At 35.1% G+C, this 24,974-nt stretch carries 23 protein-coding genes; 17 read left to right on the top strand and 6 right to left on the bottom strand.

Annotated features, from left to right (window positions below; translation table 11 throughout):
- The first annotated feature begins 142 nt into the window (after positions 1-142).
- The 3 genes from J3U16_RS08905 (at position 143) to aroD (ending at position 3,574) form a co-directional block, all read left to right on the top strand.
- Positions 143-1,339 (top strand): MFS transporter, encoded by a 1,197-nt coding sequence (locus tag J3U16_RS08905; protein WP_065734198.1) that lies wholly within the window; start codon positions 143-145, stop codon positions 1,337-1,339.
- A 499-nt stretch (positions 1,340-1,838) separates the two neighbouring features.
- A complete protein-coding gene (locus J3U16_RS08900) occupies positions 1,839-2,711 on the top strand; it encodes a shikimate dehydrogenase (RefSeq protein WP_220226146.1) in 873 nt (290 codons plus the stop codon).
- A gap of 89 nt (positions 2,712-2,800) precedes the next feature.
- Positions 2,801-3,574 (top strand): type I 3-dehydroquinate dehydratase, encoded by a 774-nt coding sequence (aroD, locus tag J3U16_RS08895; protein ID WP_267342910.1) that lies wholly within the window; start codon positions 2,801-2,803, stop codon positions 3,572-3,574.
- Positions 3,575-3,748: 174 nt separating this feature from the next.
- Here the strand turns inward: aroD and J3U16_RS08890 are convergent, their stop codons facing one another.
- A complete protein-coding gene (locus J3U16_RS08890) occupies positions 3,749-4,264 on the bottom strand; it encodes an endonuclease V (protein ID WP_267342909.1) in 516 nt (171 codons plus the stop codon).
- Positions 4,265-4,458: 194 nt separating this feature from the next.
- Here J3U16_RS08890 and J3U16_RS08885 point away from each other — a divergent pair, with 194 nt between their 5' ends.
- Positions 4,459-5,115 (top strand): DUF421 domain-containing protein, encoded by a 657-nt coding sequence (locus tag J3U16_RS08885; RefSeq protein WP_065562497.1) that lies wholly within the window; start codon positions 4,459-4,461, stop codon positions 5,113-5,115.
- A 61-nt stretch (positions 5,116-5,176) separates the two neighbouring features.
- Here J3U16_RS08885 and J3U16_RS08880 read toward each other — a convergent pair whose 3' ends face one another.
- Positions 5,177-5,449, bottom strand: a complete 273-nt coding sequence (locus tag J3U16_RS08880) for a DksA/TraR family C4-type zinc finger protein (RefSeq protein ID WP_220226142.1) — start codon at positions 5,447-5,449, stop codon at positions 5,177-5,179.
- A 152-nt stretch (positions 5,450-5,601) separates the two neighbouring features.
- Here J3U16_RS08880 and msrA point away from each other — a divergent pair, with 152 nt between their 5' ends.
- From msrA to msrB, 3 genes are read left to right on the top strand one after another with little or no spacing between them, the layout of a single operon-like run.
- Entirely contained in the window at positions 5,602-6,150 is a 549-nt protein-coding gene (gene msrA / locus J3U16_RS08875; protein WP_267342908.1) for a peptide-methionine (S)-S-oxide reductase MsrA, read from the top strand.
- 2 nt (positions 6,151-6,152) lie between these two features.
- On the top strand, positions 6,153-6,677 hold the full coding sequence (locus J3U16_RS08870; protein ID WP_267342907.1) for a cytochrome b: 525 nt from the start codon (positions 6,153-6,155) through the stop codon (positions 6,675-6,677).
- 53 nt (positions 6,678-6,730) lie between these two features.
- A complete protein-coding gene (gene msrB, locus J3U16_RS08865; RefSeq protein ID WP_267342906.1) occupies positions 6,731-7,168 on the top strand; it encodes a peptide-methionine (R)-S-oxide reductase MsrB in 438 nt (145 codons plus the stop codon).
- A gap of 191 nt (positions 7,169-7,359) precedes the next feature.
- Here msrB and lptG read toward each other — a convergent pair whose 3' ends face one another.
- Both lptG and lptF read right to left on the bottom strand, forming a co-directional pair.
- Complete coding sequence (gene lptG, locus J3U16_RS08860) at positions 7,360-8,424, bottom strand: LPS export ABC transporter permease LptG (RefSeq protein WP_220226138.1); 1,065 nt, start codon at positions 8,422-8,424, stop codon at positions 7,360-7,362.
- Between the two features lie 10 nt (positions 8,425-8,434).
- A complete protein-coding gene (gene lptF / locus J3U16_RS08855) occupies positions 8,435-9,538 on the bottom strand; it encodes an LPS export ABC transporter permease LptF (protein ID WP_267342904.1) in 1,104 nt (367 codons plus the stop codon).
- A gap of 138 nt (positions 9,539-9,676) precedes the next feature.
- Here lptF and J3U16_RS08850 point away from each other — a divergent pair, with 138 nt between their 5' ends.
- The 9 genes from J3U16_RS08850 to J3U16_RS08810 all read left to right on the top strand — a co-directional run bounded on the left by J3U16_RS08850 (position 9,677) and on the right by J3U16_RS08810 (position 21,267).
- Positions 9,677-11,155, top strand: coding sequence for a leucyl aminopeptidase (locus tag J3U16_RS08850; RefSeq protein ID WP_267342903.1), 1,479 nt, complete (start codon positions 9,677-9,679; stop codon positions 11,153-11,155).
- An 8-nt stretch (positions 11,156-11,163) separates the two neighbouring features.
- Entirely contained in the window at positions 11,164-11,622 is a 459-nt protein-coding gene (locus J3U16_RS08845; RefSeq protein WP_065734189.1) for a DNA polymerase III subunit chi, read from the top strand.
- Between the two features lie 281 nt (positions 11,623-11,903).
- Positions 11,904-13,355: a hypothetical protein gene (locus tag J3U16_RS08840; RefSeq protein WP_267342901.1), complete on the top strand. Its 1,452-nt coding sequence runs from the start codon at positions 11,904-11,906 to the stop codon at positions 13,353-13,355.
- A gap of 704 nt (positions 13,356-14,059) precedes the next feature.
- Positions 14,060-14,578, top strand: coding sequence for a hypothetical protein (locus J3U16_RS08835; RefSeq protein ID WP_267342900.1), 519 nt, complete (start codon positions 14,060-14,062; stop codon positions 14,576-14,578).
- 139 nt (positions 14,579-14,717) lie between these two features.
- Entirely contained in the window at positions 14,718-15,026 is a 309-nt protein-coding gene (locus J3U16_RS08830; RefSeq protein WP_267336902.1) for a hypothetical protein, read from the top strand.
- Positions 15,027-15,677: 651 nt separating this feature from the next.
- Positions 15,678-16,523 (top strand): Rossmann-like and DUF2520 domain-containing protein, encoded by an 846-nt coding sequence (locus J3U16_RS08825; protein WP_267342899.1) that lies wholly within the window; start codon positions 15,678-15,680, stop codon positions 16,521-16,523.
- Positions 16,520-17,362: a 3-methyl-2-oxobutanoate hydroxymethyltransferase gene (gene panB, locus J3U16_RS08820; RefSeq protein ID WP_065563502.1), complete on the top strand. Its 843-nt coding sequence runs from the start codon at positions 16,520-16,522 to the stop codon at positions 17,360-17,362. Before J3U16_RS08825 ends, panB begins: the two co-directional genes overlap by 4 nt.
- A gap of 18 nt (positions 17,363-17,380) precedes the next feature.
- On the top strand, positions 17,381-18,226 hold the full coding sequence (gene panC, locus J3U16_RS08815; RefSeq protein ID WP_065734184.1) for a pantoate--beta-alanine ligase: 846 nt from the start codon (positions 17,381-17,383) through the stop codon (positions 18,224-18,226).
- A gap of 182 nt (positions 18,227-18,408) precedes the next feature.
- A complete protein-coding gene (locus J3U16_RS08810; protein ID WP_267330289.1) occupies positions 18,409-21,267 on the top strand; it encodes a valine--tRNA ligase in 2,859 nt (952 codons plus the stop codon).
- 43 nt (positions 21,268-21,310) lie between these two features.
- Here the strand turns inward: J3U16_RS08810 and J3U16_RS08805 are convergent, their stop codons facing one another.
- Entirely contained in the window at positions 21,311-21,982 is a 672-nt protein-coding gene (locus J3U16_RS08805; RefSeq protein WP_267330290.1) for an OmpW/AlkL family protein, read from the bottom strand.
- A gap of 224 nt (positions 21,983-22,206) precedes the next feature.
- Positions 22,207-23,595, bottom strand: coding sequence for an EmmdR/YeeO family multidrug/toxin efflux MATE transporter (locus tag J3U16_RS08800; RefSeq protein WP_305082835.1), 1,389 nt, complete (start codon positions 23,593-23,595; stop codon positions 22,207-22,209).
- A gap of 649 nt (positions 23,596-24,244) precedes the next feature.
- Between J3U16_RS08800 and J3U16_RS08795 the strand changes: the two genes are divergently transcribed.
- Entirely contained in the window at positions 24,245-24,961 is a 717-nt protein-coding gene (locus J3U16_RS08795) for an epoxyqueuosine reductase QueH (RefSeq protein ID WP_065734181.1), read from the top strand.
- Positions 24,962-24,974 lie beyond the last annotated feature (13 nt).

The following is a 24,974-nucleotide window of genomic DNA, read 5'->3' as shown; positions in this document are numbered from 1 at the left end:
TAAAAAATTTATCTAAATTAACAATAATTAATTAATAAAACTATTTCAAAGATTATTTTTCCTTTTATTCAGATACTTTTACCGCTAATATTGAGCCAGTTAATTTTATAAGATTTTTAAATTTGTATTGGAGTATTAACTAATGAGTAATCACAGCTCATATTCGATAGCTGGCTCTATCTATGCTAATTACATTATTCAAAGTATCGCTTTAATAGTAATTATGCAATTTTCTGTCGAAATTTCTGCACAATTAAAAACTGATGATGTTATAGGTATTGGTTACGTTGCATCAGGAATAGGATATGGAAAAATATTATTAATGTTTATTGGAGGAATACTATCTGATAAATTTGGACGCAAACCATTTATCCTTATGGGCATGTCTTGTTATATTATCTTTTTCGTTGGGACTCTCTTTTGTCACAATATACATGTTGCATTTTGTTTGGCTATGTTTATTGGTGCTGGAAACTCATTTTTAGATACCGGCTCCATGCCTGCTTTAACCGAATGCTTTCCTCGTTCGGCAGGTACTGCAAGTGTTTTAATTAAAGCATTTATTTCAATAGGAACGTTAGTCTTACCATTCATTGTTACATTCTTTCATGCTTATGATTTATGGTATGGCTATGCTTTCATCGGTTTTGTTACTTTTATCATTATTAATTTTTTACTTTTAGCGCCAAGAACATTTCCTTCCAAAAATACAGTTATTTGTGGCAATGAAGGCCATAGTGACTATTTCATTGGTAAACCGAATATTTTCTTTGAAGGTATTTTATTAATAATTATGGGCTTCACCACCACTGCAACCTTTGTCATCATTTTACAATGGCTACCTGCGATTGCAGAGAAAGGTATAGGAATGGAACCAATCGCTTCTAAACAATTGATCAGTTATTATAGTACTGCATCAATAATTTCTGTGTTTACAACAGCCTATATTGTTAAAAAATTCATAAAACCAATTTATTGCATTATTATATTGCCGTTACTTTCTGCATTAACTTTATTAATGTTTTTATTTAATCTTAATCCTACAATGAGTTTAATTGTGGCAATAGGAATGGGATTAACAGCAGCAGGAGGTATATTACAACTCACCTTAGTTGTTATGCAGCAGCTATTTCCTGATCGTAAAGGGTTTGCAGTTGGAACAATGTATACTTTCAGTGGTTTATCATTTATTGTCATTCCCCTAATAGTCCCTAAGTTAGCATTAATCAATGTTAGCTATGCTATCTTAGTCGATCTAGTTGTTGCATTATCAAGTGTCATATTAGGATTAATTGTTTATTCACGTTTCAAAAAAGTTATTGATATGAATAAAATTTAATTACTTTCAGCAATACTAAAAAAGCACCTTATCACGATAAGGTGCTTTACGATGATAAGTAATTTAAAGTAAAAAAATGGTAAATTAGTAAGCCTAGAATTTTTAGAAAGTTATCTTAAATATCAAAATAATACTGGAAAGTATTTATCGTTGATTTTCGTGTTTTTTATGGCTTAATGTTGGTGTTTTTAGTATTAATCCTAGGTTTGAAAAAACATCTAAGAATTATCAAATGCGATTATATAATTTGAGAAAAGCTTAATAACAGTTAGGAGTTACTTTATTAAGCAAGAATTATCAATTATCACCGAGCGAGGTGGTATTGAGGTAATAACATTACTAAAATCTTTACATGAAATGCCAATTTCAATTTAGCGTAGTGATGATGAATTTTTATTGAGTCATTCTCCAATTGAATGAGCAAAAATGTATCTATAAGATACGAAAAGATTACTTAAAAAACTCGCTGAATTTTAATCATTAATAATTGGAGAGAAGCATGAGAGCTAATATTGATGGACACTTTTTATTAATTGGATTAATGGCATATCCAATTCGGCACAGCTTATCACCAAAAATGCAAAATATAATTTACTCTAAATTAGATATTCCCTATGTCTATTTAGCTTTTGAAGTGACGCAAGAAAAATTACCTGATGCTATAAAAGGCTTACGTGCATTAGGTTTACGCGGTAGTGCTGTTTCAATGCCGAATAAACAACTCGTGTGCCAATATTTAGATAAATTAACACCAGCAGTAGAGCTTATTGGAGCCTGTAATACCATTTCAAATGATGATGGAGTATTAACCGGATATAATACTGATGGAATAGGATATATGCGCTCATTAAAAGAGGCGGGTGTTGATGTTATAGGTAAAAAGTTGACTTTACTTGGTGGAGGCGGTGCTGCAAGTGCTATTGCCGTACAAGCCGCATTAGATGGCGTTAAAAAGATTTCAATTTTTAATCAAAAAGATGAATGCTTTGACAAAATTGTAGAAATAGTTAACCGAATAAATGCAAAAACTGACTGTGAAGCAGTAGTTTATGATTTAGCTGATCACTCAAAATTACGTCAGGAAATTGCTGAAAGTGCAGTATTATGCAATGCTACTGGTATTGGTATGAAGCCGTCAGAAGGAAAAAGCTTAATTACCGATCCAACTATGCTAAGAAAAGATCTCGTCGTAACCGATTGTATTTACAGTCCACGTAAAACAAAATTATTAGAAATAGCCGAATCGCAAGGTTGTAAAACGTTAAACGGTATCGGTATGATGTTATGGCAAGGTCATGCACAAATTAAAATTTGGACAGGAAAAGAAGCTCCAATTGATTATGTTAAAGAAAAAATGGGCTTTAATGATTAAAAATTTTAGTTAACTTATTAAAATTATTTATAACTACAGACTATTCTCTCAGTAAATTAAGAGAGTAGAAAAGATAAATTGGTGGATAGATGTCAAAAATTACAGTTAAAGGTTTAGATATTGGTGTTGGAGCGCCTAAAATTATTGTTCCAATTGTAGGAAAAACAGAAGAAGAATTAGTTAATGAAACTGAATTTTTGACAAAAATTGACTTTGATATGGTTGAATGGAGAGTAGACCATTTTCAAAAAGTTGATGATGTTGAAAAAGTAAAACAAACAGCAAATAAATTACAAACAATCATTGGCTACAAACCCATTTTATTTACATTCCGTACCGCTAATGAAGGCGGAGTTTATCCTGCTACGATTGAATTTTATATCAACCTTAATAAACAGATGATAAAAAGTAGTTTAATTGATCTTGTCGATATCGAAGTTTTCACTGGTGACAAATATGTTGAAGAAATTGTCCAGTTAGCTCATCAGCATAACGTTTTAGTGATAGCCTCCAATCATGACTTTGATAAGACTCCGCCAAAAGATGAAATTGTAGCAAGATTACGCAAAATGCAGGATCTTGGTGTAGATATTCCTAAAATTGCCGTAATGCCACGTTCGCGTGAAGATGTAATTAACTTACTTGCTGCAACAGCTGAAATGAAAGACAAATATGCACGTAAACCACTAATTACTATGGCAATGGCTGGAACAGGTGCGATTAGCCGAATTGCAGGTGAAACTTTTGGGTCAGACCTCACTTTTGGTGCAGCAAAAAATGCATCTGCACCAGGGCAGCTAGATGTAAAAGATCTAAGAAACATCTTAAATATATTACATAAAAGTTTGGCTTCAAAATTCTAGCGTTCTAATAAACAACTTAAGTAAAAAAAGAGATAAACGAAAGATAGTCAATATATAAACTCTTTGGTTCAAATTATTAATATTAAATGACTAATATGAAGACTATATTAAAATCTATATCAATAGTATTTAGGTGAATTAATAACATAAACCTGTTTAACCATTTTTATTGTATTATTCGAATTTAAACAACTTAGTTTGTTGATCCAAATAGGTCAGTAAATCTGGTATGCGATATTTGCCAGCCATTGATTGAATATGATTTGCTGCCTCTTTAAGTAACATTCCTAATGATGTTATATAGATTGGATTATTACTTTTACCACGCATTACTTCAATGGCATATTGTTTATTATCTGTAAAAGATTTTTTTGTAACGCCGATAATAGGTATCTTTTTATCCAGTGCTTCATAAAGATGACCACCTAAACCAAGATTACCACCATTCAAATGAACATAACCATCGACTATAATCACATCAATCGAATTGAGATCAACCTGAGACAATAATGCTAATATACAAGGTAATTCACGTTTATAAAATTGGCCTGATTGATAAGGCAGAACATTCGATTGATAATCATTGATAACAGATTTTATCTCATTGATACCATCAGTAAATTGCTCAAATAAAATGCCAACAGTTTTTGCCTTATCATTTAAATAGTAAACATCTATTGCAAGTATCATTTTTTTAAAATCCTTTTTGGAGTAGAATAACAATGCTCTCGTATTAAACTTTCTAATCTCTATTAAAAAACAAGTAGTCATTGATTTCAAATAAATAAAAATTTAGTTAATTCGTAATACATCTTTTATTTATCCGATTAGACCAGATAGCTAAGCAATGGTCGTTTAGATTGGATCTACACTTGGAGGCAGGAATGTATTTACTTGAAATGGCACCAAAATTTTTAATTGCACTTATCATTTTACTTATTTATGTCAAATTATCAGGAAAAAGCCAAATCGCACCGATGTCACAGTTGGATCAGGTTGGTAGCATGGTTATTGGTGCATTGGTAGGTGGAACATTACTTAATGCTAATGTTTCTGCGTGGGAAGCCGCTGGAGCTGTGGCGATTTGGGCAGGTCTTCTTATCTTAGTGCGATTTATCAAATCTAAAAATTCAAAACTCCGAGATGCTATTGATGGTGAACCTATACAATTAATCAAAAATGGCAATCTAATCTCTGAAAATTTCAAAAAAGCGAATTTACCTGTTAGAGATTTTGAAACGCTAATCAATATTCAAGGAATTTGCGCATTTAGTGAATTAAAACAAGTGTGGTACGAATTAAATGGATCTTTAACCATTATCAAGAAAGGAGATAAAGATATCGCAGTACTGGTGATTGAAAATGGCGCTATTAGTCAAGACAACCTTGAACAACTCCACAAAAGTGAAACATGGCTTAAGAATGAAATCAAAAAACAAGGTTATAAAGATATTGATGAAGTTTTTTGTGCAGAATGGTTTGATGGTAAATTATTAGTTTACCCTTATGATGAAGTCCGTAATTCAAAAAATAAAGAATAATTGAGGAAAGAAAAATATAAAAGGGGAAGGAGTTTTACTCAATCCCCTTATTAAGAGCTTGTTATCTTAGTTGGCTATCTTTACTACCACGTCGATTATATAATATTGCAGATTTTGCCAATTGCTTATCTATTTCTTGTTGGCAAGCTAAACAGTATTGCACACCTGGTAAAGCAATTTGTCTGGCTTTTGCAATAGCGTCGCCACATTCAACACAAAACTCGGCACTGGGTTTATCGTGTTTTAGTTGGCGTCTGGCGATTTCGATAGCATCTGTGATTGTACTTTCGATCTGTTGGTTAACGGCATCGTCAGATGCCCAGCCACTAGCCATAATTACACCTCCTAAAAATTTATATTAGATGAATAATATGGTGCTTATTTGACCAGTTTCAAGTAATATGAACACATCATTTAAAAAGCAAAGTAAGTGTTGTATTTTTTATAAAGATCGTTTCTGTTAATGTAAGTTAATTGGAGGTTTTTATGCAACAATATGAACAAGCAACATTTGCAGGTGGATGTTTCTGGTGTATGGTAAAACCTTTCGACAAATATGAAGGCGTTATTAATGTGATCTCAGGTTACACTGGTGGTCATACGGAAAATCCAACTTATCAACAAGTTTGCCAAGGCAACACAGGCCATACAGAAGCGGTGCAAATTACCTTTGATCCAACGATGATCAGCTATAAAAAATTACTGGATATTTTTTGGCAACAAATTGACCCGACAGATTCGCAAGGACAATTTGCCGATCGTGGCGATTCTTATCGTCCAGTAATATTTTATCATAACAAATTACAACAACAGCAAGCGATCACATCTAAACAAGCGCTTGAAGAAAGCAAACGATTTAATCATCCGATTGATGTTGCTATAGAACCGGCAGCAATATTTTATCCCGCCGAAGCGTATCACCAAGATTACTATAAAAAACAGCCAGAAAATTATAACCGTTATTATCAATTATCTGGACGAGCTAATTTTATTGCAGATAACTGGCAAGATAAGTCAACAACCAAAAGTGAGTAAATATGCAAAAGTACCCGCAATATAGCAGTAAACAAAAATGGATTCATTGGACATCGGCTTTACTTGTCATAATAGTAACCATGCTCCTTTTAATTAAAGTGACAATGTCACATATATTAGATGGAATGGCAATAGTCTATTTATTACATAAATCCTTTGGAGTGCTTGTTTTGCTATTAACAATATGGCGAATTATGGTGATCCGCAGTCAAGGTGTGCCTGATGTCTTACCGAAAGACAAAAAACTGCAACGAATTTTGTCAAAATCCACTCAAGGAGTGATCTACCTTTTACTGCTAATTACGCCATTATCGGGGTATTTAATGAGTGGAAGGGACCTTAATATATTTGGTTTAATATCGATCCCTGCTATTGATATGCCATATCACCAAATGTTTCATTCATTACATTTGATTAGTTCTTATGTACTAGCTATTTTAGTTATATTTCATGTATTAGGTGCGTTGTACCACTATTTTTGGGTTAAAGATAAAGTATTGCAATCAATGTTAAGTAGCAATGATTAACACAAATTTAAACGTTTATTTATATCACATTTATAACGTGAGGCAGATACAACATGAACAAATCAATGAAAGATAAAGCTATATCAGCACTAACACCAATGCAATATCATGTTACGCAGCAAAATGGTACAGAACCTCCATTTGATAATCAATATAACGCTAACCACCGCGATGGGATCTACGTTGATATCGTCTCTGGTGAACCACTGTTTACCTCACTAGATAAGTTTGATTCAGGCTGTGGTTGGCCAAGTTTCTCTAAACCGATTAAACAGCAACAAATTGTTGAAAAGGAAGATAACAGCCATGGAATGCGTAGGATAGAAGTCCGCTCATTAGAAGCTGATTCACATCTTGGTCATGTATTTAATGATGAGCCCGCAGCTTTAGGAGGATTGCGCTACTGTATCAATTCAGCAGCGCTAAAGTTCATACCAAAAGAAGAATTAGAAGCTCAAGGCTATGGCGACTACTTAAAATTGTTTAAATAAATTAATCTTACGCATCCTTTATTTAAATAAAGGGTGCGAACTAAACCAATCAACCTTAGCCTGAAGCCTACAAAATCATTGTTTAACTTAATTGGTATACGTAAAGGAAATTTTGAAGAATATTGCGGATGAAATTGGCATATAACTTATCAAGTTTATATGCCAATATCGTAGGAGATCAAAGCTATAATTTAATTTTTTCTTTTAAATAAAATATAACTGATTAACAAAAACACAAAGCTAGTTATCATGGAGCCAACGATAGGGTAAATACCCATCACAATACTGGCTTGAGCAAAAAGATTATCGGCGATATAAAAGATAAAGCCAAAAGTAATACCTATAATCACCCTAATACCCATAGATACACTTCGTAATGGTCCAAAAATGAAAGATAAGGCCAACAACAACATCACTGCAACTGAAACGGGTTTAATCAGCTTTTTCCAAAATAACAAATCATAATATTTTGTATCTTGGCCCGAATTTTTCAAATATTGCGAATATTGATAGAGTCCTGATGCTGACAATGAATCAGGGTCAAAAGCTACAATACTCAACTTATCAGGTGTGATATTAGTTTTCCATTGCATAGTAAGTGAGTTTGTGCCAGTTATTTGTTGTGGATTGGTTAAATCATTCATCTCGATTTGTGATAACGTCCAACTTCCATTTTCAAACACTCCGCTATCAGCATGAGTAATCGATAGTAATTTATTTTTATCAACTTTATAAATATCAATATTTGAGATAGAACTATCATTATTAACATGGTCGATATAGATATAATCATTACCATCTTTCGCCCATAAACTACCTTGTTGAGCTAATAAAGAATTACCATAAAGCTTTTCTGAGCGCATATTACGAGCGGTTTGTTCACTGATAGGAGCAACCCATTCACCAATTGCCATTGTTATAAGCACTAAAGGGAGAGCAGTTTTCATCACAGCTAATGCAATTTTAAAACGGCTAAAGCCTGAAGTTTCCATCACAATAAGCTCGCTTCTTGAAGCTAAAATCCCTAAACCGATTAACCCGCCTAAAAGTGCTGCCATAGGGAAAAATATTTCTATATCTTTAGGTACCATTAGCAAAGAATAAAAACCAACTGACAAGGCATCATAATCAACTTTGATTTTTCTAAGTTGGTCAATAAAACGAATAATTCCTGACAAACTAATTAATAAAAATAAGCAAATGCCAATGGTATTTAAAATAGTTTTACCAATATAGCGATCTAAAATCGAAAACATCGTTATCCCCTTAAGACGCAATAAATTTTAAACGAAGTTTACGCATAAATAAGTTATCCCAACAATTTAAAATCAAAGCCAGAACAAAATACCCTAGATTAATCAGATAAAACCACAAAGCGGGATCTAAGCGACCTTTACCAGCATTAGCTTTAACCGAACTAGAAAGTAAAAAATAGACTAAATAAAGCAGTAACGCTGGTAAAATTTGTGCAAGCCTTCCTTGTCTTGGATTTGACACACTCAATGGAATCACTAAAAAAGCCATCAAAGGAACCGAAATTATCAACGTCAATCGCCAATAAAATTCAGCATTAGCCTTCGGTGTTGGATTTTCACGAAGCTCAAGCAATCCTAATTGCTGAACATCCACTTTATCATCATCAACATTGCTTTCTAGCTCCTTAGGTTTAATAATACCTAAATAGTTATGAAAATTTGAAATTCTAAAATCTTTTAATTGTGCCGTGCCTTCATAACGATTTGCATTTTCAAGTGTGATGATTTGATTACCATCTTTATCTTCTTCAGTTTTCCCTTTATTAGCAATAATAATAGAAGGGCGTTGAGCATTTTTCGGATTGATTTGGGCTATAAATACGTTATCTAGCTTATTATGATCAACATTACCAATATAAATTACCGAGTTGCCATCAGGTGTTTGTTGAAATTGGCCAGCTAATAAACCGGCTAAACTTGGATTGATCTTGGCATTTTCGACTAGCTGATCTTGTCTCACGCTAGACCAAGGCCCAAACCAAAGGCTATTGAGTGCTGTGAATATACAGGTGATCACACACAGAAATAGCACAACCTGATAGTTAAGTCTTCTCTTAATCCCACATGCATGCATTGCGACCATCTCGCTGTCCGAATAAAGCCGACCAAAGGTAACAAGCACACCTAAAAACAGACTTAGTGGCAAAATAAGATCAGCCATATTCGACACACCTAACACTAAAAGTGGCATAATCAAATCACGTGGAATACTGCCATCAATAGCGCTGGATAAAATTCTGATTAATTTTTGAGAAAAGAAAATTAGCAATAAAATAAACAGTATTGCACCTTGTGTTTTCATCGTCTCTTTAATTAAATATCGGCGAATTATCACTTTTTTACCTATCTATCCGTTTTATCAAATCGCACTATTATAATCTGATTTGCGTTGTTTCGTTATCTTTTTGTTGCTATCGTTTAATGAACCGATAAAATGTTACTATTCACCATAAAAATCTTACAAGAGAACGCTATGAAATACTCAATCAAAAACAGCTCATTAATCACATTACAAAAAGAAGAATGTTTAGTGGTAACTGTCCAATTAGGCAAGAAACAAACTAGTTTAATCAAGGATATAGATGAATCAACCAAGGGTATGATTAGTCAGCTGCTCAAGTCAGGTGACATTAACTGCGAATTAGGTAAAACCACCTTTTTATACGCTAGCCCGAATTCTCCGAAAATATTAGTTGTAGGGTGTGGCCAAGCAAAAAATTTTGATATTAACGCTGCAAAAAAAATGATACAAGCAGCTACAAAAGAGTTAATAACTAAACAAGTTAAAAATATAAGTTGGGACATTCTGACTCTAAATCCTGCAATAAGTGGTGAAATTGCTAAACAACTACCACAAATTACTAGCGAATTAACCTATAGTTTTGACCAATTCAAATCAACAAAATCAGAAAAACCAAGCTTACAAAAAGTAACGCTACTTTATAGCGATAAAAAAACAATCAAGCATGTAGAAAGTCAATTATCGCAAGGACAAATTATTGCAAATGCTATTGTCAGTACCAAAAACATTGCCAACATGCCATCTAACATCGGCAATGCTAAATACTTAGCAGAGCAGGGCAAAAGTTTAGGTAAACAGCATTCAAGCTTGAAAGTGACATGCTTAGGTGAAAAAGAGCTTGCTAAACTCAATATGAACGCTTATTTAGCGGTTGGACGAGGCTCAGCCAACGAATCAATTATGACGGTCATAGAATATCATGGTGCCAAAGACAAAAAAGCCAAACCATATGTATTAGTTGGTAAAGGATTAACCTTCGATTCAGGTGGCATATCCATCAAACCCTCAGCCGGTATGGATGAAATGAAATATGATATGTGTGGTGCTGCCACTGTGTTTGGTGTAATGCAAGCTGTGGCTGAATTAAAACTACCTATCAACGTAGTTGGCGTGATGGCTGGTTGTGAAAACATGCCAGATGGTAATTCATACCGTCCTGGTGATATCTTAACCACCATGTCGGGCACCACCGTTGAAATCATTAATACCGATGCAGAAGGTCGTTTAGTATTATGCGATGCTTTAACTTATGTTGAACGTTTCCAACCCAAGACTGTGATTGACATTGCTACACTTACTGGTGCTTGTATCATTGCACTCGGTCATCATTATACTGGCGTGATGGGTAATAACGCAGAGCTTACTGAACAACTGGTAAAATCCTCTAATCAAGCGGGAGACAAAGCGTGGTCATTACCGATTGATAGTGATTTCCAAGAACAAATCAAATCAACCTGCGCTGACATTGTCAATGCTGCTGGTCGAGATGGAGGAACGATTACAGCCGCTTGTTTCCTATCTCGCTTTACTGAAAAATACCAATGGGCACATCTTGATATTGCAGGAACAGCTTGGAAATCGGGTGCAAACAAAGGTGCTACGGGCAGACCAGTCGCGATGTTAATTCAATACTTACTTAACCAAAAATGAGTAAACACATGAAAAAAGTGATATTTTATCTACTTGAAAACCCAACCCCAGCCAATGAAGCCGGGGTTTTATTCAAAGAAAAGCTAGCGTGTGAAAAAATTGTTGAAGCATGGCAAAATCGGCAACGTGTGTTAGTGGCCTGTCAAGATCAAGCTCAAGCTGAACGTATTGATGAATATTTATGGCAACTCGATACTGAAAATTTTGTTCCCCATAATCTAGCTGGCGAAGGCCTGAAAAGCGGATCACCCGTCGAAATCTGTTGGCCACAAAAGCGCAGTAGCAATGGTTCACGTCACTTACTTATCAATCTACAAGAGCAATACCCTGAATTTGCTGGTGTATACCGCGATATTATTGACTTTGTCCCCATTGAAGAACAACAAAAATCGCTAGCCCGTGAAAGGTATAAAACCTATAAACAAGCAGGCTTTAATCTTAAAACCATTCCGATCTTAATTAGCTAGCATTGCTAGATTTATCAGTAAAAGAGATGGGGAATTCCAGTAGTTGAGTCGATTATACCTGTAATATTTATGTAGTTTCTCTTCATCACTGTAGCGTTAAATCCAAATCCTCTAGATTGTGTTCAAAAAATATCCAAGATTAATTTTCTCTGACTAATACGATAGGTATAACAAATTGATTAACAAATATCTTTAATTTATACTCTCGAAAAGATCAGGAAAGATCAAAATACAATAAAAAAAACAATAAAAAACAAGTTGTAACAAAAAAGGACTAAAATATGTTCAAATACAATTTTCTTCTTAAAAAGAAAAAGATATTACTATCAACTTTAGGCTTGCTTACTATATCTAATTCAGCTACGTCAATCTCGGTATCCACCTTAAAAAGTATCGAAGGTTACCCACCTTATGTATCATTTGATAATGGACAAACCAAATCGGAGTATCTATCCCCTTTGTTGTCAATCACATTACCCAATGGTGAAGAAATCACTGCGCATACTGATACCTCATCGACTGAACATCCGATTAAATTTGATAACGAAGATGTCAAGTTCTCCGATATAAAAACTATCGTCACATTGCCTTCGCAAAACGCGAATTACCCTCGACTACCGATTCAAGATGTCATCCTCAATTCTAATTTTTGGGGTGATGATGACGGCGATAATAACCCGGTAATAACTGGCGATTTACTGGTAAATTGGACTGACGGTGACGGTAATGATCTAACCAATTTTGTTAAAAATAATCAAAATGCTGTATTAGATCCTTGTGATGCCCCTTTTAAGTTATTGATATCTGCTGACAATGGCACGATCACTACGCAATATGGTATTCCTAACCAAAGTTCTTTTATCGGCGAACAACACGCTTATTATATGTACCCGAAAGTCGCTTCTGGGGTTAAATTTTGTTATGCACAACCGAATCTTAACAATGAAGGTGATGTAGATAACACTTGGGTTAGAGGTAAGGGCTTTACGATAAATGATACCGATAATCCGGGAAACAATTTTCCAACGATTGGATCTAACAACTTATTTTTCGACCTTAAACTTGCTGGCTTAAGTGTTGCTGAAGTTATCGATATCAATGGTACTAACGTTTCATCTCTTGGTGGAACTGGGGTACATTTAGCCTTAAGTGAGCATAACGGAAAATTGCGAGTGACCTTAAAAGGGCCTTCAGCTGCAACCAATGGTGGTACTTTTGTACCTTCAATTTTTAAATTGTACGCCGATCGCAACAAAACTCATGCATTTTATTCATTTTTTATTCAACGCTGGATGATCGCCTTCCCGGATGGTCCTTCCGAAAGTTGGGTTGCTAGTTCTGATCGTTGTAACACCTTAAATGGTAGATACAATCTACCGGCAGTATGGGATTTTACAAACTCTAATCGTACTGTCGACGCATCAGGCAACCAAATTAACTGGGAAAATGGAGTACCGGGGGTTGGCGAAATTTACCGAAGGAAGATTAGCTACCGAAACAGTGCGACTACCGAATGGATTGGCGGTTTATTCTCTGAATGGGGTAAGGTAACCAGGGAATATTATCCGGATAGTGATTGGATAGTTTATGATAGTGATTATGGTGACGCATATTATTGGGCTGCGACCGTCCATAGCCCCGATAATCATTACGTAGTTGAATCAGGTACCGGCGTTGTTGGTTTCAGAGTCGATACTTTCAATAATTTCTTAAGCAGTTGTGTGGCTTGGTAATCATCGTTGTTGAGTAAAAAAACCTTATAGGAATTTTTGTTATAAGGTTTTTTTATAGCTAATCTCACAATCTGTTTTCTTTGTATAACCATTAATCCACTCACAAACTCGGCCTTATTGAATTTGTAATTCTTCTGCTTTGCTTTTTGTAAAAAGTCTATATACCAACGCGTATCTCACCATCGCTTTCAGGATGCTTGACTACCTAATTATGCAAACTTTATTAAGGCGCAAAGTTGTATTTTTAATTTTGTAAAATAACAGTGGAATATTAAACACAAGAGCAAAACCCTGAATTTGCTGGCGTATATCGCGATATTATTGACGTTGTCCCCATTGAAGAACAATAAAAATCGCAAGCACGATAAAGATATAAAACCTACAAAGAAGCTAGATTTAACCTAAAAACCATCCTAATTTTATGTTCTTAAATTTATAAAAATAAGGTTGTTATCAATAAATTTATTATTACAAGGAATGGCTATATCTGATGTGGCAAGATAGTTCTAGCATCAGTAATACTATCTAAAGACGGCATCAGGAGCTGGAAAATCTGCTCAATAAAATTTCAAAATCCTATCAGCATCACAAATTATAAAAAGACCTTAGTCGAAGGTTGGCAAAGCTTTATTGTATGTAAATTACAACTATGAATAATATTGTCGCTATGTTTAACTTATTAAATTAATGAAGAATTTATTAAATTGTTTGTTATAATAGACAATAGCCAATTCTATACAGGAAGTAAAATGTTTAAAAATTTATTGGTGCTATCAATATCATTATTGACTCTAGTTGGTTGTCAAGAGCGACAAAAAGTTACTGCTGAAATGCTAGAAGGAACTTGGGATTGTAAAGTCGACGATAGTCGCGGTACAAGCTATCATTATTACGACTCAAAATTGAAAGGAATACAATCTTATACACTCAATAATACAGGTTATGTAGCGTTTATTAAGAAACAGGAAGAAGGGTTCGAAGTAGAAACAAAATATTATGCGTTTATTGCGCCTATTTCTCCTGATGATAACTACGCAAAACTCAATGGTGCAATTGAATGTGAATCGATAGATCAAATCAATAATATTATAACTGAAATTGAGTATAAGTTTATTTCAAAAGATGAATTAAAAGAAAGTTCATTTACAAAATACGAACATTGTGATCCAAGAAGAACCTTTATGGAATTTAATATTGAAGCTACTTGTAAACGTGTACCTTGAATTTAACTTCCTTTTGCGTTTTTTTGTTGTAGAAAGATGCATTGTATTTAGAATTAAAAGGATTTTTAGTATCAAATAATCAAAAGATTAAGATTGATTGGATTAAGGATAATTTGGTCTTTACAAGGATGTACAAATAATGAAAACGAAAATAATAGTAGCTTTAGTTTTTTTTATTACTCTGATACAAAATGCGTATGGGATTAGGGCTTACAGAAGTTATTATACCCCACGAATTCATACGCATTATTCCTCTAGACACCCTTCAAGGGGTGGCGATGGAGATGATCCTTCTATATTTATCTTTTTTCTATTCGTCATGGCTGTTGGTGTCATTTTTTATCATATTTTCAAAAACCTACAAGAATCAAAACAAAAGAAAAAATTGGAAGAAGATAAACGTAAAAAACAACTTAATTCAGAAAACAGGAAAGATAAAAAAGATTAAGAAAAAAGAAGATGCAAATTCATCAAAAAGATGTGCAAATAATTTGGGAAAGAATAATAAATTATATGTTATCTATTATTTATAGGATTGCATTATGATAATTCAGGGATGACGATATTTAACTTTTCCAGATTATTATTAATCTTTATCAATCGCGTGTATGGCTTTTTAAAATTAATAAAAAAAAGTTGAGGAGCGGGGTTTTTGAGGTTTAATTAGCAAGTAATTCTTACTCAATCGCGTGCATGGCTTTTTAAAATTGATAAAAAAAGTTGAGGAGCGGGGTTTTTGAGGTTTAATTAGCAAGTAATTCTTACTCAATCGCGTGCATGGCTTTTTAAAATTGATAAAAAAAGTTGAGGAACGGGGTTTTTGAAGTTTAATTAGCGAGTAGTTCTTGCAGAATCGCATATATTGCTTTTTAAAATTGATGAAAAAAAGTTGAGGAACGGGGTTTTTGAGGTTTAATTAGCGAGTAGTTCTTGCAGAATCGCATATATTGCTTTTTAAAATTAATGAAAAAAAGTTGAGGAGCGGGGTTTTTGAGGTTTAATTAGTGAGTAGTTCTTGAATCTTATCTTGTTTTTGGGTTAAAAATTGAATCTCAATCAAATTAGGCTATAATGCCGCTTTGTTTAAATTTTGTTATTTATGATGAATATTGGTTTTATCGGTGCGGGTAAAGTAGGTTGTACGCTGGCTAAATATTTTAAACACAATGGCTTACAAGTTGCTGGTTTTTATAGTCGTAATGTGGACCAAGCGCAAATCGCAAGTGATTTTACAGAGAGCAAAACCTATTTAACGTTACCAAGTTTAGTTGATGATTGTGATTGTCTTTTTTTAACGGTACCAGATAGTCAAATTAGTCTGGTTTGGCAGTCACTTAGTCAGTTACCTATCAATGATAAATGGATTGGTCATTGCAGTGGTTTACTAACTTCACAAATATTCACCATTCAACAAACTGTTCATCCACTCTCGTTTTCTTTCCATCCTTTATCGGCTATCTACGATCGTTTCACCAGCTATAAAAGCATGGAAAAAATATCTTTTACTTTAGAAGCTGATCCAACGCTATTACCGGCATTACAAAAATTATTGTCGCCTTTGAGTAATTCGATAGCGATATTATCAGCAGAGCATAAAGCGCTTTATCATGCAGCTTGTGTGATGTTGAGTAATCATGTAGTCGCATTAGCTCAAGTGGGCAGTGATATGCTAGAAAAATGTGGATTAGATAGCAGTTTTTGCCAACAAGCATGGCATACACTGTTTTTAGATAATGCTAAAAATATTTGTAATGTAGGACCAATCGAAGCATTAACTGGTCCTGTTGAACGAAATGATATCAAAACGATAAAACAACATCTTGCCAACTTACCGAATGATATTAAACCGTTATATCAACAACTATCGACAATATTAGTTAATATCAGTCGTCAAAAACATCCGGATAGGGATTATCATCAATTAGAAATGGAGCTGTTACCTTGAAAAATACAATTTTGACTTTACAACAACGCAAACAAAATCAAGAAAAGATCACCATGCTAACCGCGTATGACTATACGACAGCAAAATTGATGGATGATAGCGGTGTCGACTGTTTATTAGTGGGTGATTCATTAGGTATGGTTATGCTGGGTTATGAAAGCACAGTATCAGTCACTATGGACGATATGATCCATCACTCTAAAGCCGTGGCCAGGGGCGCTAAAAAAGCATTGGTTGTAACCGATTTACCGTTTATGTCTTACCATGCATCTGTTTATGATGCCGTGCATAATGCTGGACGATTGATACAAGAAGGGAATGCTCAGGCGGTGAAGCTTGAAGGTGGACAAGCATTTTGTGAGCATATTAAGATGATCGCTCAAGCCTCAATTCCTGTCATTGCCCATATTGGCTTAATGCCACAATCAGTATTAGCATTAGGTGGTTACAAAGTACAAGGTAAAAATTATCAAGCAGCAAAAGCGATTATTTTAGATGCTTTAGCTGTTGAACAGGCAGGCGCTGCGGCAATTTTACTCGAATGTGTACCTGCTGATTTAGCTAAATTTATAACTGAACTTGTTAGCGTTCCTACTATTGGGATTGGCGCTGGTCATGGTTGTGATGGGCAAGTTTTAGTCTATCAAGATATGTTATCTATGTATGATGGTGTATCGTCCAAATTTGTTAAATCTTTTGCCCCAATGGGTGATCAAATGAAACAGGCATTTGCGGATTATTGCCAAGAAGTTAAACAGCAACAATTTCCTGCACCTATTCATGAGTTTGCTATTGATGATGAGATCATGACCAAACTCAAATCTGAATTTTCAAACTAGCTTGGAAGGATAATAAACATGAAAGTTATAACCACTATCGATGAAGTTCGCGATCAGGTTAAATCATGGCGTAACAATGGCGAAAGTATTGGTTTAGTGCCGACCATGGGGTATCTGCATGAAGGTCATCAAAGCTTAATGGCTAGTGCTAAAAAAGATAATCAAAGAGTGATTGTTACAATATTTGTTAATCCAATGCAGTTTGGTCCTAAAGAGGACCTAGCTAGCTATCCGCGTGATTTAGAAAGAGATAAAAAAGCCTGTCAGCAAATGGGCGTTGATTTGATTTTTTGTCCGTCCGCCGATGAAATGTATGATGCGAATTTCAATAGCTATGTCAATGTTAATGGTTTAACTGATGCGCTTTGTGGAAAAAAGCGACCAGGACATTTTAAAGGTGTTTGTACAGTTGTCACCAAACTATTTAATATTACTCAACCTGATCGTGCCTATTTTGGACAAAAAGATGCGCAACAATTAGCCGTCATTCAACGAATGGTACAAGATCTCAATATTCCCATCGAAATTATTGGTTGCCCGATTGTGCGTGAAAGTGATGGACTGGCTAAAAGTTCGCGCAATAGCTATTTGTCTGAACAAGAACGCCTAGCCGCTATTTGCTTATATCGTTCAATTGAACAGGCTAAGCAAATGATCAAAGCGGGTGAAAAATCAGTTGCGACCATCTTAAAAGCCATGCAAAACGTGATAAATAATGAACCATTAGCTAAAATTGACTATATTGAATTTGTTGATTTTGCAACGTTAACCAATGTTGATGTATTAAAGCAAGATAGTCTATGCGCTTTAGCGGTTTATATTGGTAAAACTAGATTGATCGATAATTTTATTTATCATCATTAACAATCCATTTATTGAGATAAAAGATCGCTTATCGACAAGCGATCTTTTGTTTACCATATTCCTACCGTCTAGGAAAATCGATTTAATCAACGACTTTATTCGTCTAGCAATTTATTGTTATGTCTTTTTACTGTAGAATAATAGCCATTTTTATGCCTTGAATTAGGATTGATGCCTTTATTATGAAAAATACGACTTATAATCCACAAGAAATCGAACAACCTATCTATCAACATTGGGAAGAAAGTGGTTACTTTAAGCCTAATGGTGACAAATCTCAGCCTAGTTATTGCATTGCTATTCCACCGCCAAACGTAACGGGTAGTTTGCATATGGGACATGCATTTCAACAAACTATTATGGATGCATTAATTCGCTATCACCGTATGCAAGGTAATAACACGCTTTGGCAATCAGGTACTGACCATGCAGGTATTGCTACCCAAATGGTGGTAGAACGTAAAATTGCCGCTGAAGAAAATAAAACTCGCCATGATTATGGTCGAGATGCCTTTATTGAAAAAATTTGGCAATGGAAAGCTGAATCAGGTGGAAGTATTACTAAGCAGATGAGACGTTTAGGTGATTCTGTTGATTGGGATCGTGAACGTTTTACGATGGATGAAGGCCTTTCTAATGCTGTTAAAGAGGTTTTTGTAAGACTTTATCAAGAAGATTTGATTTATCGCGGTAAACGCTTAGTGAATTGGGACCCAAAATTACGCACAGCAATTTCAGATCTTGAAGTTGAAAATCGTGAAGTTAAAGGATCAATGTGGCATTTGCGCTACCCATTAGCGGATGGTGCAAAAACGGCAGATGGTAAAGATTATCTTGTTGTCGCAACGACTCGTCCTGAGACACTATTTGGTGATACTGGTGTGGCGGTTAATCCTGAAGATCCTCGTTATAAAGATCTCATTGGTAAATTTGTTATATTACCTTTTGTCAATCGTCGTATTCCTATTGTTGGCGATGAACATGCGGATATGACAAAAGGTACGGGGTGTGTAAAAATCACACCTGCTCATGACTTTAATGACTATGAAGTAGGGCGTCGTCATCAACTACCGATGATTAATATCTTTACCTTTGATGGTGAGATTCGTACGCAAGCAGAAGTATTTGATACTAATGGTGAGTCAAGCACCGCTTACTCAACTGAGATTCCGACACAATTCCAAAATTTAGAACGCTTTGCTGCACGTAAATTAGTTGTTGCAGAGTGTGAAGCTCAAGGTATTTTAGAAAAAATTGAACCACATGATCTCACCATTCCTTATGGTGATCGTGGTGGCGTGGTCATTGAACCAATGTTAACCGATCAGTGGTATGTTCGCGCTAAAGTCTTAGCTGAACCAGCAATAGCTGCCGTAAAAAATGGCGATATTCAATTTGTACCTAAACAGTACGAAAACATGTATTTTTCATGGATGAATGACATCCAAGATTGGTGTATTTCGCGCCAATTATGGTGGGGACACCGAATTCCGGCTTGGTATGATAATCAAGGTAATGTCTATGTTGGTCGTGACGAAGCTGAAGTTCGCCGTGAAAACGGTCTATCTGCTGATATCGAGTTATCACAAGATGATGATGTACTTGATACTTGGTTCTCATCAGCGCTGTGGACATTCTCAACCTTAGGTTGGCCAGAAAAGACCGATGATTTAGCGACTTTCCATCCAACGAATGTTCTTGTAACTGGTTTTGATATCATCTTCTTCTGGGTCGCAAGAATGATTATGATGACGATGCATTTCATCAAAGATGAACATGGCAAACCTCAAGTACCTTTTAAAACAGTTTATGTAACTGGCTTGATTCGTGATGAAGAAGGGCAAAAAATGTCAAAATCTAAAGGGAATGTTATTGATCCTTTAGATATGATTGATGGGATATCACTTGCCGATTTATTAGAAAAACGTACTGGTAACATGATGCAACCACAGCTTGCTGAAAAAATTGCCAAACGTACTGAAAAACAGTTCCCTAATGGCATTGAAGCCCACGGTACCGATGCATTACGTTTTACTTTAGCGGCACTGGCGTCCACTGGTCGTGATATTAATTGGGATCTAAAACGTTTAGAAGGTTATCGTAATTTCTGTAATAAACTATGGAATGCTAGCCGTTATGTATTAATGAACACTCAAGATCACGATTGTGGATTTAAAGGTGGTGATTTAGAGTATTCATTAGCGGATAAATGGATCTTAGCGGAGTTTAATCAAACGGTGAAAACATACCGCGAAGCATTTGATACTTATCGTTTCGATTTAGCGGCTAATATCTTATATGAATTTACTTGGAATCAGTTCTGTGACTGGTATTTGGAATTAACCAAATCAGTATTAGCTAATGGCGAGCAAAATCAACAACGAGCAGCTCGTCATACGTTAGTAACAGTCCTTGAAGCACTCTTGCGTTTGGCTCATCCAATCATTCCATTTATAACTGAAGCTATTTGGCAAAGTGTAAAACCATTAATGGCCATTAAAGCAGATACTATTATGTTACAACCAATGCCAGCCTTTGATAGCAAATTAGTTGATAATGAAGCAGTTGCTGATATCAATTGGATTAAAGATGCCGTTATCGCTGTTCGTAATATTCGTGCTGAAATGAATATTGCGCCAAGCAAACCGTTACAATTATTGATCAGAAAAGCATCACCGACGGTGCATCGTATTATTAGTGACAATGTCACCTTTATAGAGTCTTTAGCAAGATTATCAGAAATTGTCTTGTTAGATGAAGGTGAAGCAGGGCCATTATCGGTAACCAAATTGGTTGATGGTGCAGAGCTACTTATTCCAATGGCTGGTTTGATCAATAAAGATGATGAGCTAGCTCGACTTCAAAAAGAAATAGCTCGCATTGAAGGCGAAATTGCACGTATTGATAACAAGCTTTCCAATGCCAGCTTTGTTGATAAAGCACCAGCAGCTGTAGTGGCTAAAGAGAAAGAAAAACAACAAGGCTATGTTGCTGACAAAGCTAAATTACAAGAGCAGTATGAAGCAATAAAAAGTCTTTAAGAACATCAATAAAAAACCTCTCATATGAGAGGTTTTTTTATAATTAAAACTTGTAACCGACACCGAGCATCACAACCCAAGGATCGAGTTCGTATTTTGCCGTGACTTTAGTATTACCTAAATGAGTTTTAGCTTTAGTTTCAATATCGATATAACGGACTTGCGCGTTAATCAGCCAATTCTCATCTAAAGAATAATCAGCACCCACTTGTGCAGCCCAGCCCCAGGAATTATCCAAGTCTAAACCATGAAAGCCTGCTTTCTTAGCTTCACCACTAAGTTTTTCATCAAAAAAGAAAGTATAGTTAACACCAAGGCCAACATAAGGTTGGAACTCATAGCTACTATCAAGCGGATACCACAGTGCGCTCAATGTTGGTGGTAAATGTTTAATTTTTCCTAAATGAGCACCGGATAAACCAGTAGAATTACCACCGCCAAGTTTCACTTGATGACTAAAAGGTGTGGCACCTAATAATTCAATAGCAAAATTATCAGTAATCATATATTGAAAATTCAGGCCTAGTTGCGTGTCATTATCGGCTTTAGCCTTAAGATCACTCTTTGCACCACCTACTTTAACATGATCACTTTTATCTTGAGGATGAACATAGACAGGACCACCACGGATGATAATTTGGTCGGCACTATGCGCCAGAGCGGCTGAGCTTGCTAATCCGAAAGTAACTAGCATAGCAATTGACGATACTCTCATTTTTATCTCCTTATTATATTTATATAAACTGCTAACTGAGCGTGATATATGCTTCATTAACAGACCGTTCTTTAATATAAAGCTTAAAAGGATTAACAATTACCTAAAGGTATTGATGAATATCTTAGCACCATAACATGAGTAATGATATGGTAGATTTTTTAGATGAATTAATTAATAGTGCTTTTTGTTCAATTGATTCAGATTCAATAGGTCAATTTGATTTAAATTCGCTTTTGATGACGCCAAAGCCACTTGCCACTGATAAGTCGATGATAAAAGAAGATGCTTCGTATAATCCAATCTAAGAACATACCAAACCAAACACCAATCACACCAAAGCCGAAATAAACACCAAAAATATAGCCCACTACAATACGGCACATCCACATACTGCCGATAGCGACCCACATGGTATAGCTAGCATCTTTGGCCCCTTTAAAACCATATGGTAAAACAAAGGATGACGCCCAGAATGGGGTAAATAAGGCATTAAACCAAAGTAAATGTTTGGAAATTTCGATAACTTCCTGATCATCGGTATAGAGCGAACTTAATAATCCAGCGAACGGAATGGATAAAAACGCTAAAAAGCAGAGTAATAAACTGGTTAAATGAAAGATGTACTTAAGTTGCCGTGTTGGTTGATAGATTTGCCCCATACCAATGCGCTTACCAACAATTATGGTTGAGGTTGCGCCAAGTGTTCCACCTGGCAAATTAAGCAATCCAGCAATTGAAAATGCGATAAAGTTTGCCGCAATAGTCGATGTGCCCATGCCAGCAACAAAGGTCTGCGTGAGTAATTTTCCAATATTAAACATCACCGACTCAACACTAGCCGGAATACCAATCCCTAAAATATCAATCAGTATCTTGCCATTAAATGAATGAAAATAACTGCGAAGTGGGATAAATAATGCCCGGCTTGGTTTGATGGTCAACACCAACAAAATAAAAAACATCCCACAATAACGAGATGTAGTTAAACCAATACCTGCACCGATAAACCCAAGTCCTTGCCAACCGAAAGCACCATAAATTAGTACATAACTAATCGATAGATTCAGAATGTTCATAAGGATATTTAGATACATTGGAATTTTAGTATTGCCAGCACCACGCAAAGCGCCACAACCAACTAAAATAAAGGCAAGGGCAGGGTAACCTAAAACGGTTAATCTTAGAAAGGTTAGTGTTAATTCCTTAACTTCAGGATCAGCCTTACCGGCAATAATCTCAACAATCCAATAGCCTGAAAACTCAACGAACAGAAATAGTAAAATTGAGATTATTACTAATAGCGTAATAGATTGTCTTGCTGCTACTACCGCTTTTTTACGATTATGTCGTCCTAAACTAAACGCGACTACGACGGAAGTTCCGAGTGCAACCGCCATAAAAAAGGACATCACAATCATATTAAAGCTTTCGGCCAAACCGACGGCAGCCATCTCGGCCTTACCAATCCAACTTACTAAAAAAGTACTGAATATACCCATTAAAATGACAGACAAATTCTCAATCAGAATTGGCATTGCTAAAGGATATATTTCGCGCCAAAATAGCACATTGTTTGAACGTCGTTTTTTATAAAGTTGAAGATTCTTCAATCGACTTAGAACATCCAATTTAAGGCCTAAAGTTTTATTCGATAATTTGTGGCTATTATAACGCCTTTATGTGATAAAAATGAAATTATGTTTTAAAAAAATGGCTATCAATTTTAATTGATATAATACTCAACATTGTCAGTGCTTTGTCTCTTTAATCTATGATATTTAAGATTAAAAATTAAATGATTAGGTAATTTTAGAGCTGCTTATTGCCGTTTCTCTAGAGAACTTGTTATAAGTGGTGCTTGAAGAAGATGCTTTTTTCTAAGTAACTAAATCTTAATCACCAAATTATAAAAGGATGAAATTTTCACTACATATTTATAGTGATTATGTAAAAAGATAGCTTATCTTTATATGATTTCAGTGCGTGAAGATAAAACTTGATCCATTAAAATATGATTTGGCTATAGTAAAATTTCAATACATAATTAAGTAAAGGTCATAAATCTTTTTTAAGTGTTTAAAAAGTAATGTTGAAATAAAAAGAGATAATCACAAAAAAAGTTGAGGAGCGGGGTTTTTGAAGCTTTAATTTTCTTCAAAAAGCGATCTTTTCGCCTTAAACTTGAACGCTTTTTCAGTTCGCTATATTATAGCTGCCTTATTTTCCATTATTTACTTAAGCAAACGTTAAAGAGTACGAATGTTAATCAACGCCAAAGATATTCTCGAAAAATTAAATCCTCATAATAAAGTGAATTATGATTCAATTTTAAAAGAAGTGATTGCTGATTGGCAGTTGGCATCGGCTCGACCTAAGTTGTTAATCCATAGTTGCTGTGCACCATGTAGTACTTATGTGCTGGAATATTTAGCACAGTATGCTGATATCACGATCTATTTTGCCAATTCAAATATTCATCCCCGCGTGGAATATGAGTATCGCAGTGTCGTTCAACAGAAGTTTATTGCTGACTTTAATCAAAAGACTGGCAACCAGGTGCAGTTTTTAGAAGCACCTTATCAACCGGCTGAGTTTATTAAACAGGTAGAGCATTTGCGTGATGCGCCAGAAGGTGGTGAGCGGTGCCATCTTTGTTATAAGATGCGGTTAGATTTGGCGGCGATTAAGGCGCAAGAGTTGGGCTTTGATTATTTTGCTAGTGCGTTAACGCTGAGTCCTAAAAAGAATAGTCAAAAAATCAACCAACTTGGTTTCGAAATTCAGGAAATTTTTTCAGTTAATTATTTACCTTCCGATTTCAAAAAGAATAATGGTTATAAGCGTTCTATCGAACTTTGTAAGGAGTACGATGTTTATCGTCAATGTTATTGCGGTTGTATTTTTGCTGCAAAAGCACAAGGTGTCGATCTGAAGAATGTAATTGCTATCGCTAAGCAAGGGCTGGAGAAAGTATAACTCGATATTGATC

Origin of the sequence: Gilliamella sp. B3023 (genome assembly GCF_026536845.1) — a bacterium.
Lineage (GTDB): Bacteria > Pseudomonadota > Gammaproteobacteria > Enterobacterales > Orbaceae > Gilliamella > Gilliamella apicola_E.
The sequence above is the reverse complement of the archived record's forward strand: the minus strand, read 5'-3'. Positions and strand labels throughout refer to the sequence as shown.